General features: G+C 30.9%; 16 protein-coding genes and 2 tRNA genes. 13 read left to right on the forward strand and 5 right to left on the reverse strand.

Annotated features, from left to right (window positions below; genetic code table 11):
* Positions 1-104: 104 nt before the first annotated feature.
* Both clpB and ACKTTR_RS08240 read left to right on the forward strand, forming a co-directional pair.
* Entirely contained in the window at positions 105-2,708 is a 2,604-nt protein-coding gene (clpB, locus tag ACKTTR_RS08235; protein ID WP_408027994.1) for an ATP-dependent chaperone ClpB, read from the forward strand.
* Between the two features lie 141 nt (positions 2,709-2,849).
* On the forward strand, positions 2,850-3,278 hold the full coding sequence (locus ACKTTR_RS08240) for an Hsp20/alpha crystallin family protein (RefSeq protein WP_408027388.1): 429 nt from the start codon (positions 2,850-2,852) through the stop codon (positions 3,276-3,278).
* A 100-nt stretch (positions 3,279-3,378) separates the two neighbouring features.
* Here the strand turns inward: ACKTTR_RS08240 and ACKTTR_RS08245 are convergent, their stop codons facing one another.
* Together ACKTTR_RS08245 and ACKTTR_RS08250 are read right to left on the reverse strand one after the other, a co-directional pair.
* Positions 3,379-4,107: a DUF6503 family protein gene (locus ACKTTR_RS08245; protein WP_408027389.1), complete on the reverse strand. Its 729-nt coding sequence runs from the start codon at positions 4,105-4,107 to the stop codon at positions 3,379-3,381.
* A 134-nt stretch (positions 4,108-4,241) separates the two neighbouring features.
* Positions 4,242-4,877, reverse strand: coding sequence for an OmpW/AlkL family protein (locus ACKTTR_RS08250; RefSeq protein ID WP_408027390.1), 636 nt, complete (start codon positions 4,875-4,877; stop codon positions 4,242-4,244).
* Positions 4,878-4,999: 122 nt separating this feature from the next.
* Between ACKTTR_RS08250 and smpB the strand changes: the two genes are divergently transcribed.
* The 5 genes from smpB to ACKTTR_RS08275 all read left to right on the forward strand — a co-directional run bounded on the left by smpB (position 5,000) and on the right by ACKTTR_RS08275 (position 8,650).
* The gene (gene smpB / locus ACKTTR_RS08255; protein WP_408027391.1) at positions 5,000-5,458 is read left to right on the forward strand and encodes an SsrA-binding protein SmpB; all 459 of its coding nucleotides are present in this window, start codon (positions 5,000-5,002) and stop codon (positions 5,456-5,458) included.
* The gene (locus tag ACKTTR_RS08260) at positions 5,458-6,354 is read left to right on the forward strand and encodes a UbiA prenyltransferase family protein (RefSeq protein ID WP_408027392.1); all 897 of its coding nucleotides are present in this window, start codon (positions 5,458-5,460) and stop codon (positions 6,352-6,354) included. Before smpB ends, ACKTTR_RS08260 begins: the two co-directional genes overlap by 1 nt.
* On the forward strand, positions 6,341-6,922 hold the full coding sequence (locus ACKTTR_RS08265) for a Maf-like protein (RefSeq protein WP_408027393.1): 582 nt from the start codon (positions 6,341-6,343) through the stop codon (positions 6,920-6,922). Before ACKTTR_RS08260 ends, ACKTTR_RS08265 begins: the two co-directional genes overlap by 14 nt.
* A gap of 54 nt (positions 6,923-6,976) precedes the next feature.
* Positions 6,977-7,927, forward strand: a complete 951-nt coding sequence (locus ACKTTR_RS08270) for a transketolase family protein (protein WP_408027394.1) — start codon at positions 6,977-6,979, stop codon at positions 7,925-7,927.
* Positions 7,928-8,038: 111 nt separating this feature from the next.
* Entirely contained in the window at positions 8,039-8,650 is a 612-nt protein-coding gene (locus ACKTTR_RS08275; RefSeq protein WP_408027395.1) for a porin family protein, read from the forward strand.
* A 72-nt stretch (positions 8,651-8,722) separates the two neighbouring features.
* Here ACKTTR_RS08275 and ACKTTR_RS08280 read toward each other — a convergent pair whose 3' ends face one another.
* Complete coding sequence (locus ACKTTR_RS08280; protein WP_408027396.1) at positions 8,723-9,592, reverse strand: FKBP-type peptidyl-prolyl cis-trans isomerase; 870 nt, start codon at positions 9,590-9,592, stop codon at positions 8,723-8,725.
* Positions 9,593-9,671: 79 nt separating this feature from the next.
* On the opposite strand from ACKTTR_RS08280, the gene ACKTTR_RS08285 reads away from it, so the two are divergent.
* Together ACKTTR_RS08285 and ACKTTR_RS08290 are read left to right on the forward strand one after the other, a co-directional pair.
* Entirely contained in the window at positions 9,672-10,061 is a 390-nt protein-coding gene (locus ACKTTR_RS08285; protein WP_408027397.1) for an RNA-binding S4 domain-containing protein, read from the forward strand.
* A gap of 31 nt (positions 10,062-10,092) precedes the next feature.
* Entirely contained in the window at positions 10,093-10,596 is a 504-nt protein-coding gene (locus ACKTTR_RS08290) for a phosphoribosyltransferase family protein (protein ID WP_408027398.1), read from the forward strand.
* On the opposite strand, the gene ACKTTR_RS08295 is transcribed toward ACKTTR_RS08290, so the two are convergent.
* On the reverse strand, positions 10,588-11,100 hold the full coding sequence (locus ACKTTR_RS08295; protein ID WP_408027399.1) for a shikimate kinase: 513 nt from the start codon (positions 11,098-11,100) through the stop codon (positions 10,588-10,590). The genes ACKTTR_RS08290 and ACKTTR_RS08295 overlap by 9 nt on opposite strands.
* A 107-nt stretch (positions 11,101-11,207) precedes the next feature.
* Here ACKTTR_RS08295 and ACKTTR_RS08300 point away from each other — a divergent pair.
* Both ACKTTR_RS08300 and ACKTTR_RS08305 read left to right on the forward strand, forming a co-directional pair.
* Positions 11,208-11,280: transfer RNA gene (locus ACKTTR_RS08300), tRNA-Lys, on the forward strand.
* 41 nt (positions 11,281-11,321) lie between these two features.
* A tRNA-Leu gene (locus tag ACKTTR_RS08305) sits at positions 11,322-11,404 on the forward strand.
* Between the two features lie 155 nt (positions 11,405-11,559).
* Here ACKTTR_RS08305 and ACKTTR_RS08310 read toward each other — a convergent pair.
* Entirely contained in the window at positions 11,560-13,278 is a 1,719-nt protein-coding gene (locus ACKTTR_RS08310; RefSeq protein ID WP_408027400.1) for a thiol-activated cytolysin family protein, read from the reverse strand.
* A 222-nt stretch (positions 13,279-13,500) separates the two neighbouring features.
* Here ACKTTR_RS08310 and ACKTTR_RS08315 point away from each other — a divergent pair, with 222 nt between their 5' ends.
* Together ACKTTR_RS08315 and purL are read left to right on the forward strand one after the other, a co-directional pair.
* Positions 13,501-14,283 (forward strand): carboxypeptidase-like regulatory domain-containing protein, encoded by a 783-nt coding sequence (locus ACKTTR_RS08315; protein ID WP_408027401.1) that lies wholly within the window; start codon positions 13,501-13,503, stop codon positions 14,281-14,283.
* A 98-nt stretch (positions 14,284-14,381) separates the two neighbouring features.
* Positions 14,382-18,050 carry a phosphoribosylformylglycinamidine synthase gene (gene purL, locus ACKTTR_RS08320; RefSeq protein WP_408027402.1) on the forward strand — a complete coding sequence of 1,223 codons (3,669 nt, stop codon included), beginning with the start codon at positions 14,382-14,384 and terminating at the stop codon, positions 18,048-18,050.
* The last annotated feature ends 543 nt before the right edge of the window (positions 18,051-18,593 follow it).

An 18,593-nucleotide genomic window follows, 5' to 3' on the forward strand; every position in this document is an offset into this window, starting at 1 on the left:
AAAAGTCATAAAAAACTTATTTTTAAAGACAAAATGTCTCTTATTTATTGAAAAAATCAATTGGTACTGAATTTGACTTTTATAGAGAAAAAAATAAAAACGATATGAATTTTAACAATTATACAATAAAATCACAAGAAACCATACAGCAAGCGCAACAATTAGCGCAAAGTTATGGTAACAACCTTATAGAAAATGAACACATTTTCAAAGCTCTATTTTTAGTCGATGAAAATGTACTTCCTTTCATTTTAAAGAAACTCAATATTAATGTTGATGTTATACAACAAGTATTAGATAAACAATTGGAAAGTTTTTCTAAAGTTACTGGTGCTGATTTAATGCTTTCTCGTGAAGCAAATAAGACATTAAATGAAGCTGCTATTATCGCTAAAAAAATGAACGATGAATACGTTTCTATTGAACACTTAATCTTGGCTATTTTTAAATCTAAAAGCCAAATAGCACAAGTTTTAAAAGATCAAGGTGTTACAGAAAAAAGTTTAAAAGCAGCAATTGAAGAATTACGTAAAGGGAATCGTGTAACATCACAAAGTGCCGAAGATACCTATAACTCTTTAAATAAATATGCTAAAAACTTAAATCAATTAGCACAAGATGGAAAATTGGATCCAGTAATTGGTCGTGATGAAGAAATTAGACGTTTATTACAAATTTTATCACGTAGAACCAAAAACAATCCTATTTTAGTTGGTGAACCCGGTACAGGTAAAACAGCTATTGCTGAAGGATTAGCACATCGAATTATTCGTGGAGATGTTCCTGAGAACTTAAAGGAAAAACAAATTTTCTCTCTAGATATGGGAGCATTGATTGCCGGAGCTAAATATAAAGGTGAATTTGAAGAGCGTTTAAAATCTGTAGTAAAAGAAGTTACAAAGTCTGAAGGAGACATTGTCTTATTTATTGATGAAATCCACACTCTAGTAGGTGCTGGAGGTGGTCAAGGTGCAATGGATGCTGCGAATATTTTAAAACCTGCCTTAGCACGTGGAGAATTGAGAGCTATTGGAGCTACGACTTTGGACGAATACCAAAAATATTTTGAAAAGGATAAAGCTTTAGAACGCCGTTTTCAAAGAGTAATGGTAGATGAGCCAGATACAGAAAGTGCTATTTCTATTTTACGTGGTATTAAAGACAAATACGAAACACATCATAAAGTTCGCATAAAAGACGAAGCTATTATTGGAGCTGTAGAATTATCACAACGTTATATTACTAATCGTTTTTTACCTGATAAAGCGATTGACTTAATGGATGAAGCTGCTTCTAAATTACGTATGGAAATCAATTCTAAACCAGAAGAATTAGATGTGTTAGATCGTAAAATAATGCAGTTGGAAATTGAAATTGAAGCGATTAAACGTGAAAATGATGAAACTAAATTAAAATCCTTAAATGCTGATTTAGCTAATTTAAAGGAAGAGCGTAATGAAATCAATGCAAAATGGCAATCTGAAAAAAGTGTTGTAGACGCCATTCAGAACTTAAAAACTGATATAGAAAACTACAAACATGAGGCTGAAAAAGCTGAACGTAATGGAGATTATGGTAAAGTAGCTGAATTACGTTATGGTAAAATTAAAGATGCACAAGAAGAGCTAGATAAACAACAAGAAATTTTAGCAAACCAACAAGAAACTTCTTTAATTAAAGAAGAAGTTACGTATGATGATATTGCTGAAGTTGTAGCTAAATGGACCGGAGTTCCTGTTACTAAAATGTTACAGTCAGAGCGTGAAAAGCTATTACTATTAGAAGACGAATTACACAAACGTGTTGTTGGTCAAGAAGAAGCAATAGAAGCTGTTTCTGATGCGGTTCGCCGTTCAAGATCTGGTTTACAAAATCCTAACAAGCCTATCGGTTCTTTCTTATTCTTAGGAACAACAGGGGTTGGTAAAACAGAATTAGCTAAAGCTCTTGCTGAATATTTATTTGATGACGAAAATGCCATGACTCGTATTGATATGAGTGAATACCAAGAACGTCATTCTGTAAGTAGATTGGTAGGTGCACCTCCTGGATATGTTGGTTATGATGAAGGTGGACAGTTAACGGAAGCCGTTAGAAGAAAACCATATTCAGTAGTGTTATTAGACGAGATCGAAAAAGCGCATCCTGACACTTTTAACATCTTACTACAAGTGTTAGATGAAGGTAGATTAACCGATAATAAAGGACGTGTCGCTGATTTTAAAAACACTATTATTATCATGACTTCTAATATGGGAAGCCATATTATTCAAGAGAAGTTTGATAATATGAAGGGAGACATCTATACAACTATGGATTTAGCAAAAACAGAAGTTTTAGGTTTATTAAAACAATCTGTAAGACCTGAGTTCTTGAATAGGATTGACGATATTATTATGTTTACTCCATTATCAGAAGATAATATTAAAGAAATTGTAAAATTACAATTGAATAGTGTTAAAAAGATGATTGCGCAACAAAACATAACTTTTGATGCTACCGATGAAGCAATTGCTTACTTGGCAATAAAAGGCTATCAACCAGAATTTGGTGCGCGCCCTGTAAAACGTGTAATCCAAAAAGAGGTTTTAAATCAATTATCTAAAGAAATTTTATCAGGAAGAATAACTACTGATAGTATTATCTTATTAGACGCTTTTGATGATAAACTAGTATTCAGAAACCAATCCGATTTAGTTGAAAACTAATAATAAATAAACAACTGTAAATCAACATATAGAGTGACATTTTTTCATTTTTTTTAGTGAAAAAATGTCACTTTTTTCAATTGGTATTTTTTTTGAACGATAGTTATTAAAGATTAATGTTTAACCAAAAAATGTAAAGTTATGTTATTAAAAAACACTGATTTTCCAGTTTTTCCAAACGTCTTTAATGATTTTTTTAGAGACTGGTCAACTTCAAATTTCTCAGACACAAACACTACATTACCAGCTGTAAACATTAAAGAAAATGAAAATGAGTTTACAGTTGATGTAGCTGCTCCTGGAATGAATAAGGAAGATTTTCAAGTAAATCTTGAAAATGATATTTTAACCATTTCATCAGAAAAAAAAGAGAATAAAGAGGACACAAACGATAACTATACACGAAAAGAATATAGTTATATGTCGTTTAAAAGAAGTTTTACGCTACCAAAAGGTATTGTTGATAGTGAAAAAATTAAAGCTACCTATAAAAACGGTGAGCTAAAGATTAACATCCCAAAATTAGAAGCAGCAAAACCTAAGCCTGCTAAACTAATTACGGTTGAATAATTTAAGTCTATAATTACTTATTTTAATTTACAAAAAACAAAAAACCGAGTATTCTTACAGGAATACTCGGTTTTTATATAACCTTCAATCAATAAAGCGACTAAAAAGTATTTACTTGTACATCTTCTAAAACGATTTCAGATAATTTTTTCAGCTTACCTTCTTTATATAAGTTGTCAATCGTGTAAAAATCTATGTCCTTATCCAGAGGCTTATAATTATTATAATTTACAAAACGAATTCCTTTAACAACTTTTTCTTCTTTTACGTCTCTAAAACGTACTCCTCCTCCATTTGTATGGTACTTATACGCTAAATAATCTAACTGAAAACTATCTTTAGCAAACCAATAAATGAAAACATCGTCAAAATCTTCACCTCCGCCCTCTTCTGTAAAGGTTACTCTAACTTTATAGTACTCTTTTCCTTTAATTATAACTGGTTCTAATAACTTTTTTTGAACCGCTTTATCATTTAATCCTAAAGGTAATACTGAAAAATAATGAACAGAGTTTACCGAATTACTATAACGATTTTTATCTTTTTCAGATAACTCTACTAAGCTATCATTTACAAAACGCTTAAAATTATCGTTTGATAGTATGTCTTTTGTATTTACTGAATCATTTTTTATAACTCTTACTAGTTCAAATGTTCCATTTTTTCTGGTTGCTTCATAGCTATTTTTTCTGAAGTTGAAAGAAATTGTAGCATTTTCTATTTCATTCAATTTAGAATACTCTATTGATTTATCTATTATTTCTTGAGCAGTAAACTTTGGTTTACATGAAACAACTAATAAAAGTAGTGAAATGTATAAAAATCGCATAAATTTTGGTTTGTGTTCATCTCTAATTTAGCGTACAAATTTAGGAGTATTCATTAATTTAAATTGTTAAGTTTAACACAAAAAAATAGAGCTACAAAAATGTAGCTCTATAAAGGGGATTATAATTTTATTGGTTAAAACCTTATACCTACACCAAAACCAATAAGTAAAGGGTTAATATCAACTTCAGCTGGTACGGTTGCTATACCTGCATTTACAGATACATCCGTACTTAACCCAACGTACTTAGCGTCTACATTTAAAAACCAAGTATCATCTAGGTCATAATCAAACCCTAATTGAAGAGCATATCCAAAACTATTTTCATAATCTACATCTACCACAGCTCCTGGGTCAGCATTGTAAAAAATAGTATAATTGACACCTGCTCCAACATAAGGTTTAAAATCGCTTATATTAAAGTGATATTGTAAAGTTAGTGTTGGAGGTAATAACCAAACATCTCCTAAATTAACGTTTCCTAACGCTGTATTTATCGCCTTTACATCATGATTTGTTGTACCTAAAATTAATTCAGCTGCGATATTTTCAGTAAAATAGTAAGTAAAGTCTAATTCTGGAATAAAATTTTTACCTATTTCAACATCTCCTCCAATAGTACCAATTGTTGCAGATTCATTTGGTAAAACACTCACCCATCTAAAACGTGCTTGCCATTTTTTAAAATCATTTGTCTTAGTAGTTTCTTGAGCATTTACATTACTAAAAAACAATGTTCCTAATACAATACTTAATATAATTTTTTTCATGATTATAAGTTTAAATTTTAGGCAAAATTACACTCCACTCTTCCCTAAAAACATGACTTAAATCATAGCTTAATAATTTTATTTAACAACTTAAAATTATAGTTATATTTGTTGTTCTATTTATGCAAAAAAAGATTAACATACAGAATAAAAAAGCTCGTTTTGAATACGAGATACTTGATAAATACACAGCAGGAATTCAACTTACTGGTACAGAAATTAAGTCCATACGACAAAGTAAAGCTCGAATTACTGAAAGCTTTTGTGAATTTAACGAAAAGGGAGAACTTTTTGTGGTAAACATGTATATTGAAGAATATGCTTTCGGACATCACTATAACCACAAACCTAAAAGTGAACGTCGTTTATTATTAAATAAGCGTGAGTTAAAAAAACTTGAGAAAGAAGTTGAAGCTAAAGGAAGTACAATTGTTCCGTTACGCTTGTTTATAAACGAAAACGGTTGGGCTAAATTAGACATTGCTTTAGCTAAAGGAAAGAAAACTCATGATAAAAGACAAAACATTAAAGATCGTGATAACAAACGTGATTTAGCCAGAATTAAAAAGGCTTATAATTAATGAATGATACTTTTTTAAATATCATTCAATGGAAGAAAATTATATACTTTATTTTTATCTTATTCTTATTTAAGTTTTCTTTTTTACATGGTTATGGCTTTAAAACAACTCTTTCTTTTCTTGATTTAGGTTTATTATCTATTTCAAGTGCTTTTTTACTAGCCTCTGGTTACTTAACCAGTTTTTTCTTTAGAAATACACAAAAAAAAACTAAACTTCCTTTACAAAAAGTAAAAAAACTATCTATTTACTTAACAATAGTTGGAATTCTAGTAGGTTTATTCTTATCTATAAAAGTAAATAAAGCTTGGTACGGGCTTATATTTATAATCTGTCCTATTATTGTCTACCTGTATTCAAAAAACAATGTTCAAAAAACTTTTTTTAGCAATATTGTTACATCATTCCTAAAACCTTTTGCGTTACTAACACTTTGGTGGTTTGATTTCCCTCTTAATTTATCTATTGAGCAGTGGGAATTGTTTTACAACCTTCAATTAATTACCATAGGCTATGTAATTATTTCTTTCTTAAGTAATATAGTAATGGAAATTATTATTGATATTATTAACGTAAACCAAGACAATCTAAACAAACAAAACACCTTACCAGTTTTATTAGGAAGAAAAAGAGCAAAAGACATAGCTTTAATGCTCTCAATTATAGGCTGCCTATTTGTTTTTGCTATAGCAGTCGCTTTTATCAAAAATAAATTTATCTTTTCAACTATTATGCTACTAGGAACCATTCCTGAGCTACATTTTATATATAGATTAATGTTAGCTTCAGAAGCTAAAGACTATCAAAACTTACGTAAAATTAGTTATGTAAACTTCTTTTTAGCTCTTTTAAGTGTTCCTACCATAGCTTATTATATTAAATATGTTATCAACTAAACTATCAAAATACTCCATTATTCTTGCTTCAAACTCTCCTAGAAGACAAGAACTTATAAAAAGCTTAGATATTCCTTTTACCATTAAAACCAAAGAGGTAGAAGAGATTTATCCTCAGGAATTACATCAAACAGAAATAACTGATTTTTTGGCTGACTTAAAAGCTACTCCTTTCAAAAAAGAATTAAAAGAGAATGAGTTATTAATAACATCAGACACCATAGTATGGATAAATAATAAAGCTTTAGGAAAGCCTAAAAATTATGAAGAGGCATTTCAAATGCTCAAAAAACTATCAAATACCACACATGAAGTTATTACCTCTATATGTATTACCAACAAATTATTTCAAAAAACGGTAAATGATACCACTATTGTTAGTTTTAGAGAGCTTTTAGATGATGAGATTGATTATTACATAAAAACTTACAAGCCTTTTGATAAAGCTGGAGCTTATGGTATACAAGAATGGATAGGTAAAATAGGAATAACTAAAATTGAAGGAAGTTATTTTAATGTTATGGGATTCCCTATTCATAAACTTTACAAAGAATTATCAAAATTGTAGCTTTACATCTATATAAAAGATTATTTTTGACGCGTATTTACACAACACAAACTGATGAAAAAATATACTTACACAGAAAAAAAAGATACCCGATCTGGGTTTGGTGATGGTTTAACAGAGTTAGGACAAAAAAATCCAAATGTTGTAGCTCTATGTGCAGATTTAACAGGTTCATTAAAAATGAATGAATTCGCTAAAAATCACCCTGAGCGTTTTTATCAAGTAGGAATTGCTGAAGCAAATATGATAGGAATTGCGGCTGGATTAACTATTGGAGGGAAAATCCCTTTTACAGGTACATTCGCTAACTTTTCAACTGGTAGAGTTTATGACCAAATTCGTCAATCAGTTGCTTATTCTGATAAGAACGTAAAAATATGCGCTTCTCACGCAGGATTAACTTTAGGAGAAGATGGAGCAACACATCAGATATTAGAAGATATTGGGCTAATGAAAATGCTACCTGGCATGACAGTTATTAACACCTGTGATTATAGTCAAACCAAAGCAGCTACCTTAGCTATTGCTGAACATGAAGGACCTGTATACTTACGTTTTGGTAGACCAAGTGTTCCTGTTTTTATGACAGACCAACCTTTTGAAATAGGAAAAGCTATTCAGCTTACTGAAGGTAATGATGTTACTATTATTGCTACAGGTCATTTGGTTTGGGAAGCTTTACAAGCAGCTGAGCAACTAGAAGGAAAAGGTATTTCTGCTGAAGTAATAAACATTCATACAATTAAGCCATTAGATGAAGAAGCTATTTTAAAATCTGTTGCTAAAACAGGATGTGTAGTTACAGCTGAAGAGCATAATAAGTATGGAGGTTTAGGAGAGAGTGTTGCTCGTTGTTTAGCAACTAACGCTCCTGCTCCACAGGAATTTGTTGCTGTAAATGATAGTTTTGGAGAATCTGCTACTCCTGCTGAGTTAATGAAAAAATATGGTTTAAATGATGAAGCCATTGTAAAAGCAGTTGAAAAAGTTATTTCTAGAAAATAAAAACATAAGATATTAAACAATAAATACATCACTTTTTAGGTTTAAAGTGATGTATTTTTTTATAATAAATTTAAGTATAACCCCAATTATTAATAAATAAATTAAACTAAAATGAAAAAAGTAATTTTAATGGTTTTCCTTTTCTTAGGAGGAGTTCAACTAGCTCAAAGTCAAATCCAAGGAGGTATAAAAGGAGGTATTAACTATAATTCAGACTCTTTTGCTGATGTAAAAGATGATGTTTTTAATGGAGCAAAAAGTAAAACAGGTTTTCATGCTGGAGCATGGTTACGTATAAAACTACCTGCTACTGGTTTATATATTCGTCCAGAATTAGTATATACTCAACTAAGCAATGAAGTTTCTTATGAGCCTGCTGGTTTTACAGCTAAAACTACCACTTATGAGATTCAAAAAATAGATATACCTGTTTTATTAGGGTTTAACTTTTTGAAAGTAGGACATGTCTTTACAGGACCTTCTTTTCAATATATTCTAGATTCTGATTTTAATATTGAAGATCTTAAACAAGTGGATTCTGATGGTTTTTCTGTTGGCTTACAGTTAGGAGCTGGTGTTGAGCTTGGTAAATTAGGATTAGATATACGTTGGGAAAGAGCTTTGTCTGATACAGAAGCTGAGTTTGTAGACTCTAACGTAGGGAATGTAAATTTTGATACTCGTGTGAATCAAATTATTGTAGGTTTATCATACAGGTTATAAAGCTTCTTTAAATTCTAAACATAAAAAAGCCGAAGTTTAAAACTTCGGCTTTTTTTATACTTTTTTTTATACCTAAAAAATATCTCTATTTAAATAATCAGGTACATTAGGTTTATTTGGATCACTAAAGTCATTTGCTGGATTTCCATCTCCATTTTTGTCCTCATCTTTTGATAAAACACCATCACCATCATCGTCTGTATCTAAATAATTAGGTACACCATCTTTATCTGTATCATCATTTCTAGGATTACCATCACCATCAGGGTCTTCATCAATTGAAGCAATTCCATCTTGATCATCATCTGTGCCAGGAACTAAATCCCATAACTCAATGTAGAACAATAAAATTGAATTAGGAGGTATTGATGTTCTACTTACATTGGCATAAGCCAAACCAGAAGGTATAAACAAAATCCCTTTTCCTCCATCTTCATATTTAATTGGTCCATCATTGGTTACATTATTTCCTCCCTTAAAGTGAATAAAACTATATGTCCAACCTTTAATTACTCTATTTAGAGAAAACCAAGCTGTATTTTTATCAAAATCAGGACTTAAACTATCTCTTCTAACTATTCTTTGTCCTCTATATTTAGCATATACTGAATCCATTACTGTTGGAAAACCTTTGTCAACATCTGGAGTACCAACCGTATTTACATAATAATAAAGTTTATAATTAATATCATTTTCAGTTACTTCTTTAGTCACTAAATTTTCATCATCAAATAATGATGTTTCGCCATTAGTAATTGGTTTAACCGAATCTAACGTTTCATTATAATAGTTGTTCTTCAAAAATACTACCAATGAATCATTATCAATTATAGCTTGAGCTTCATGGTCAAAATTATCTACTCTTGAATTACTATCACTTCCACATGCATATAAAAGAGTACCTACTATAGCAGTATAAACTAGATGTTTAAATTTTATCATTTAATTCTGAAATTTTAACGCGCAATTTACCATTTTTATACCTTTGTAAAAAACGAAACGATAAAAATTAACTTTTTATATGAGAATTGACAAATATTTGTGGTGTATTCGCTTATTTAAAACTCGTAGTATAGCCACAGAAGCTTGTAAAAAAGGGCATATTAAAATAAATGACACCAATTTAAAACCTTCAAAAGAAATATTTGGAAACGAAGAAATTACTATCCGAAAAAATCAAATTAACTATAAGATAAAAGTACTAGACATCCCTCCTAACCGTGTTGGGGCTAAATTGGTTGATTTATACAGAAAAGATTTAACACCTAAAGAAGAGTTTGAAAAAACTGAGTTGTTAAAATACGCAAAGGACTATTATCGTAAAAAAGGAACTGGACGTCCTACCAAAAAAGATCGACGTGATATTGATGATTATTATGACGATTCTAATAAAAATGATGTTAATTTGTAATCCTGAACAAAGTTAAAACTAACGAAATAAAATGACTGACACGAACAATATCATCTTAAACAATACTCAAGTTGAACAAAAAATTCGTCGAATTGCCTTTCAAATCTATGAAAGTAATAGTAATGAAACAGAAGTTATTATTGCTGGTATTGCTGATAATGGATATTTTTTAGCAGAAAAAATTTCAAATGTATTAAGTGAAATTTCTCCTATAAAAGTAGTTTTATGCAAAGTTTTTATCAATAAGAAAAATCCTATTAGTCCAATTACTACTTCTATTAATAGTGAAGGATACCAAAATAAAGCGTTAGTTTTAGTAGATGATGTTTTAAACTCAGGAACTACTTTAATATATGGCGTAAAGCATTTCTTAGAAGTTCCCTTAAAACGATTCAAAACTGCTGTTTTAGTAAATAGAAATCATAAAAAATATCCTGTAAAAGCTGATTTTAAAGGAATTTCTCTATCAACTTCCATAAAAGAACACGTAGTCGTAGAGTTTAAAACTAACGAAACAATTGCTTACTTAACTTAATAAAGATAATAAGTCTTCCACTGTTTCATCTCTATTTTTATTATCAACTTTATAACTAGATTGGTTATAGTAATAACTTCTTTCAAATAAATGTTTAGCAACAAACTCTGCTAACTCCTCTTTATTTAAACGAGCTACTAATGGACGTTTGCTTTTTTCGTTCGTTAACCTATCTACAATTGTATTTATACTTGTTTTTAAATAAACAGACTTCGCATCATTAAAACTTGATAGTACATCCATATTTCCTGCATAACATGGTGTACCACCTCCTAAAGACAAAATAAAATCTTCTTGTTTTTCTAAAAGTTCTTTTAAATAAATGTGTTCTTGCTTCCTGAAATAGATCTCTCCTTTCGTCTCAAAGATCTCAGAAATCGTTTTTTCTTCCTTTTTCTCTATATAATCATCTAAATCGATAAATGGAATTTGCATCTTTTCGGCTAAAATTCGTCCAATTGTCGATTTTCCGCTAGCCATATATCCTAATAATACAATTTTCATAAACTAGTAATTAAGCAGTTACAAATATGAGTAAAAAATATTATAAAAAAGCTTTTTTGATTTAAAGAACAGTTGTATATTTGCAACCGCTTTCACAAAGAAGCAATGACCGGGTAGCTCAGTTGGTAGAGCATCTCCCTTTTAAGGAGAGGGTCCTGGGTTCGAGCCCCAGCCCGGTCACTAAAAGTTAAGCTTTTTAAAGCTTAACTTTTTTTATTTATGCACGTATGGCGGAATTGGTAGACGCGCAGGCTTGAGGGGCTTGTTTCCAACGGAAGTGCAGGTTCGACTCCTGTTACGTGCACAATAAAAAAGCACAGTACGTTAATGTACTGTGCTTTTTTTATTTCTGTAGAATTCAAAATACCATAAGAACCCTATTCAAATAATAAAAATCTTATGCAAATAAGACAAGGAGACTATATAGTCTCCTTGCATTAAATTTATCTAGTTAATTATTTAGTTTAAAATATATGTGTTATAATCTAAATAACAGGTATCTCCTTGAACTATGGTTCTTACTCCATTCCATGTTTGATTATGAAAACCATCTCCTACTGCATAATTATCTACATACGGATTATGTCTTGTATAATCTTCCCATTTCTTTGAACTAAGATTATACTCATATTCATTATAAGCCTTTACTCCATCTCTATAAACATAACATCCAGAATCACATTCACCTACTACAGAAACTATTCTAAAGCGCTCACCTGCTTTAGCTTTTACCATAAAGTCAATTACTTTTCCATCAGCTACACTTCTTTTTTGACCAAATTTATAATAGTCTAAACCTACATGATCTTCAATTCCGTATCCCCAATAAATTTTCTTTCCTGCTAAATACCAAGATCCTAATTCTTGATCATACTTTTCTACATAAAATCTACCAAAAAGTTCTCCTCCACTAGTTCCATGATCACTTCCATATAATGCTACATCAGTTGGATCTACTCTTATTTTATCATAATATACTAAATCACATTCTTTGATAGTATACTCTAAATTTGAGCTTACTTTAAAAGGCCTATTATCATAGGTATAATTCACTTTATATGAGATAGGGTATCCTGGATTATCAACTGATACCTCTGCTCCTTCTTTTAGAAAATCAACAACTCTATCTAAATTATTAGCCATAGCAGCTAAAGATGATGCTATTCCAGAAGTAGCGTTTCCTCCCAATTGCTTTACTTTAACAGTAGATTCACTAAAAATTGACTTATACCTAGCTTCTAATTCTGCATTTACTTCTGTTCCTACTGATTTATAAGCAAAATTCAGTGCTGCTTCAACTTCTTTAGCACTACTACTAGATTCGTAAATTAACGTATATAGTTTACCATAAGTTACTGATTCTATATATGAAGATGGATTTTGTTTATCTTCACTTACCTCTAAATAATCAGTAACATACGGTTTTAACCTATCCGGAGAAACATTATTACTAAGCCAACCATTGTTTCCAATAATTCCTTCTTTAGGAGATACTGAAGCTGTAAAAAAACGTTGTTTCAAAGTAACTGCATATCTAGTTTTCTGAGTAGAGAAATCTAACCCAAAACTACCTGACACATTTACACTAGGTCCAGAGTACCCTGCATTTAAAGATAGTTGAAATTGTTTTTCATCATGAATTCTTTGAATACTAATATCAAAACTAGCAGGAAAGTTAGCCTCACTCTTATAATAAGCATTTAAAATAGCGTTTAAATTGTCCTGCACTTTTCCTGGTGTTGGTTCTTCAATTATTCTTGAAGTGGAAGCAGATGTTCCTGATAGTACATTAACTCTTACTTCAACAGGGTTCCTGTCTTCTCCAAAAATAGGTATAGACACTGGGGCTCCTTCTTGTATAGATCTCGCAGCTACCAAATTACCAGGCCATAATAAAGAGCTATTGGCGTCTAGAATAAAGAAATCTGAATCTGTTTGAGTAAATGATACTTCTTTATCTACACAGTTTTCTTCAACAGCTACTCCTTTAGCTCTGAAGGAAGTGTTATCATGTAGTTCTTTGATATTTAAATTATGAATACCATCTGGCTTATCTGATGTTATAAATTGAGCTATTTGCTCTGTGCTAAAATTTATTTCGGAATTATGTAATAAATCGTCTTTTTGACATGAAATAATTGAAAAAAGGGTTAATCCAAGTATTTTTAGATTTTTCATTATTTATTTTTTAATTTAACATTGTACTAATTATGACCTCGAGGAGTAATTAAACATCCTTAAATATATTTTCCCTACTTTTTTATCTGTTTTTTTTAATTTTAATCATTATAAAATATTATATTATTACGTTTTTTATAAATAATACTCCTTTAATGTAAGTAATAAGTAATTTCACATATTATTAACGAGTACAAAGCCTATTATTCTTATTTTCGCCCTATGCAAAAACAATTATTATTCTTAGTAGCAATAGTATTTAGTCTGTCTATTCAAGCACAAGACAAATTAAAAGGACAAATAATAGACTCCGAATCTAAAAAACCTTTAAGTGCAGCTCATATTTTAAACCTTAATAGTGTAGTTGGTACCATTACCAATGAAAATGGACTCTTTGATCTTGTGGCTCAAGCAAACGATACTGTGTTAGTTTCTTATCTAGGCTATGCCTCTATTAAGTTAAAAGTTACTAACGACCTTTTAAAAGGTAATGAAGTTGTTATATCTTTAGAAGAAAAGCCTGAAGAGGTAAAAGAAGTGGTGATTAAATCAACTAAACTAATAGGTGTCTTAGAAGTGGATATAAAACAAGTTCCAAAAGATCGTTTTACAAGAATACATATTAACGGATTACCACAAACATATGAAGTTGGAAGACCTCAAAAAATTTCCTCTCCTATTGCTAAGCTGTTAAACCCTGTTGATTTAGTATATAATCTATTTGGCAAAAAGCCTAAACAACTTAAAAAGCTAAAAAAACTAAAAAAGGAAGACAATTTACGTAAAATGTTAGCAGGTAAATTTGATCGAGAAGTTATGATGGAATATCTTGAAATGGATAGAGCTGAGTTAAACAAACTTCTATCAGACTGTAACTACTCTGAATATTTTATAAAAAAAGCTAGTGACTTGCAATTAATAGAAGCTGTTTTAAACTGCTACGAAAATTATAAAACCGGAAAAAAAGGTAAAATAGAAAGAAACAGAATACCTGATCAGAAATAAATAAAAGCAGCAAAATTTTGCTGCTTTTTTTATACCCATATTTCATCCAAAAGAACTAAATTTACACCTTTCAAAAACACACACAAACACAACTAATAATGATTCATTTCTTTGGAAACGTAAACAGCAAGGTTTTTGCCGTTCAAACAACAGAAGAATTAACATCTGAAACAATTTCGAAATTAACTTGGTTATTTGGCAACCAACCGAAAATAAATGCGGCGTCTCTTGACGCCTTTTTTGTTGGGCCTAGAGCTGCAATGATTACTCCATGGAGTACCAATGCTGTTGAAATAACACAAAACATGGGAATTTCTGGAATTATCCGAATAGAAGAGTTTGAAGCAGTAGCTGATGATTTTTCTGATTTTGATCCGATGATTTCTCAAAAATTTAATGGTTTACATCAAAACACGTTTACCATTGATATTCAACCAGAACCAATTTTAGAAATTGATGATATTGCCGCTTATAATGAGCAAGAAGGTTTGGCTTTAAATGATGAAGAAATTACTTATTTAGAAGAAGTTGCTACTAAAATTGGGAGAAAACTAACAGATTCTGAAGTATTTGGATTCTCTCAAGTAAATTCAGAACACTGTCGTCATAAAATTTTTAACGGAACTTTTGTTATAGATGGTGAAGAAATGCCAACTTCTTTATTCAAATTAATTAAAGAAACATCTAAACAAAATCCTAACGATATTGTTTCTGCCTATAAAGACAATGTAGCTTTTATTAAGGGACCAAAAGTAGAACAGTTTGCTCCGAAAAGTGCTGACAAACCAGATTTTTACGAAACGAAAGAATTTGAATCAGTTATTTCTTTAAAAGCTGAAACACATAACTTCCCTACTACTGTTGAACCGTTTAACGGTGCTGCTACAGGGTCAGGTGGTGAAATTCGTGATAGATTAGCTGGAGGAAAAGGATCGTTACCGTTAGCAGGTACTGCTGTTTATATGACTTCTTATTCTCGTTTAGAAGAGAAACGTCCTTGGGAAAAAGGAATGGATGAACGTAAATGGTTATACCAAACTCCTATGGACATTTTAATCAAAGCTTCCAATGGAGCTTCTGATTTTGGTAATAAATTCGGACAGCCATTAATCTGTGGTTCAGTATTAACTTTTGAACATGAAGAAGATGCTCGCAAACTTGGTTTCGATAAAGTTATTATGCAAGCTGGTGGTATTGGATATGGTAAAAAAGAACAAGCGTTAAAAGATACTCCACAAGAAGGAGATAAAATAGTAATCTTAGGTGGTGAAAACTACCGTATTGGTATGGGAGGAGCTGCGGTTTCTTCTGCTGATACAGGAGAGTTTTCTTCAGGAATTGAATTAAACGCAATTCAACGTTCAAACCCTGAAATGCAAAAACGTGCTGCAAATGCAGTTCGTGGTATGGTAGAAAGTGATGAGAACTTTATTGTTTCTATTCACGATCATGGAGCTGGTGGGCACTTAAACTGTTTATCAGAATTAGTGGAAGACACTGGTGGAAAAATTGATTTAGATAAATTACCTGTAGGTGATCCTACTCTATCTGATAAAGAGATCATTGGAAATGAGTCGCAAGAGCGTATGGGGTTAGTAATTGCTGAAGAGCATATCGACACCCTTAATAAGATTGCTGATCGTGAACGTTCTCCAATGTACACAGTAGGTGATGTTACTGGTGACCACCGTTTTACTTTTGAATCTAGAACCAATGGTAACAAGCCAATGGATTTAGCTTTAGAAGATATGTTTGGTAGTTCTCCGAAAACAATTATGACTGATAAAACAGTAGAACGTAATTATGCTGATGTTGAGTATTCTAAAGAAAACTTTACTCTATATTTAGAGCAAGTTTTACAATTGGAAGCTGTTGCCTGTAAAGATTGGTTGACTAATAAAGTTGACCGTTGTGTTGGTGGAAAAGTAGCAAAACAACAATGTGTTGGTTCATTACAAATTCCATTAAATAATGTCGGTGTAATGGCATTAGATTATAAAGGTAAAGAAGGAATTGCTACTACAATTGGACACTCTCCTGTTTCTGGGTTGATTGATCCTGAAGCTGGAAGTAAAAACTCAATCGCTGAAGCTTTAACAAATATAGTATGGGCTCCTTTAAAAGATGGTTTACAATCGGTTTCATTATCAGCAAACTGGATGTGGCCTTGTAAAAATGAAGGTGAAGATGCTCGTTTATACAAAGCAGTAAAAGCTATTTCTGATTTTTCTATTGATTTAGGAATCAACGTTCCAACAGGAAAAGATTCTTTATCAATGAAACAGAAGTATCCTAATGAAGAAGTAATTTCTCCAGGAACGGTAGTTATTTCTGCTGCTGCTAACTGTAACGATATTACTAAAGTAATAGAACCTGTTTTACAACCAAACAAAGGAGACATCTATTATATCAACTTATCACAAGATGATTTTAAATTAGGAGGAAGCTCGTTTGCACAAATAGTAAACAAATTAGGTAACTCTGCTCCTACTATTACTAATAATGAGTTCTTTAAATCGGCATTTAATGTTTTACAAAATTTAATTAAAGAAGGAAAAATCGTTGCTGGTCACGATGTTGCATCTGGAGGATTGATTACTACCCTATTAGAATTGTGCTTTGCGAATGTAAATGTAGGTGCCAATTTAGATTTATCTGCTTTAAATGAAGCTGATAGTATCAAATTGTTATTTGCTGAAAACTCAGGAATTGTTTTCCAAGCAGCTGATACTTCTGTAGAACAAACTTTAACTGATAATAATGTTGAATTCTTTAAAATTGGTTCGGTAACTGAGTCTGATCGATTAAATATTAAGAATGGATCTGATATTTTTGCTTTATCAATTGCTGAATTAAGAGATACTTGGTATAGAACTTCATATTTATTAGATCAAAAGCAAACGGCTAATGGTTTAGCTAAAGATCGTTTTGATAATTATAAAAACCAACCATTAAAATATACATTCCCAACTCATTTCACAGGTAAACTTGCAGATACTGTTGGTACTGTAACTAACAGACCAAAAGCTGCTATCATTCGTGAAAAGGGGTCTAACTCAGAACGTGAAATGGCAAATGCTATGTATTTAGCTGGTTTTGATGTGAAGGATGTTCACATGACAGATTTAATTTCTGGTCGTGAAACTTTAGAAGACATTCAATTTATTGGAGCTGTTGGAGGTTTTTCTAATTCAGATGTTTTAGGTTCTGCAAAAGGATGGGCTGGAGCATTTTTATATAATGAAAAAGCTAACACTGCTTTGAAAAACTTCTTCAAAAGAGAAGATACTCTTTCTGTTGGTATTTGTAACGGATGTCAGTTGTTTATGGAATTGGAATTAATTAATCCAGAGCATAACGAACATGGTAAGATGCTTCACAATGAGTCTAAAAAACATGAGAGTTCGTTTACATCTGTAAAAGTTCAAGAGAATAATTCAGTGATGTTATCTAGTTTGGCAGGAACTGAATTAGGAGTTTGGATTTCACATGGAGAAGGAAAATTCAATTTACCAGAAACTGAAGACAATTATAACATTGTTGCTAAATATGGGTATGAAGGATATCCTAACAACCCAAATGGTTCAGATTATAACACTGCAATGATGTGTGATAAAACTGGTCGTCATTTAGTAACAATGCCACATATTGAACGTTCTACTTTCCAATGGAACTGGGCTAATTATCCACAAGACAGACAAGATGAAGTTTCTCCTTGGTTAGAAGCTTTTGTTAATGCAAGAAAATGGATAGAGAATAAAAAATAAGTAGAATACTATATTCTCAACTGCAAAAAAGCACTCTGTAAACAGGGTGCTTTCTTTTTTTTACAAAAGTAAACTTAAAATCTTGAATTTTACATTTGTTAACAATAGATTACCCGTTACAATTGTAATAATCTCTAATACTGCTTCAATTCTAAAAGGGTTATACGTTTATAAAAGCATTCTAAGACTATTTAATTCAACTTATAGCCAATTTAAAGTGTGTTTATAAGTATTATATAGTTTGTACCCTGATTCATAAGTATATAAGCTAAAAACAGCTTAAGTATCATTAATATTTATATTAAAGCTATTGATTTGATGTTTAAGTCAACTAAATAAGGGAAATAGTTATTTAAGTATAGCTTATTTATTAAAAAAGAGTAGTTTTTACATTTATAAACTCAAGAAAGTAACTATATAAAAAGTTACAAGTGTAAATACTAATTTTTACTACAACAATAAACTTTCTTTATACTAAATATGTAATTTATTGTTTTACAGCTATTTAAGTGGGTTTTATTAAAGTATTTAATGGTTGTGTTT

Origin of the sequence: Tenacibaculum litoreum, from assembly GCF_964513915.1 — a bacterium.
GTDB lineage: Bacteria > Bacteroidota > Bacteroidia > Flavobacteriales > Flavobacteriaceae > Polaribacter > Polaribacter litoreum.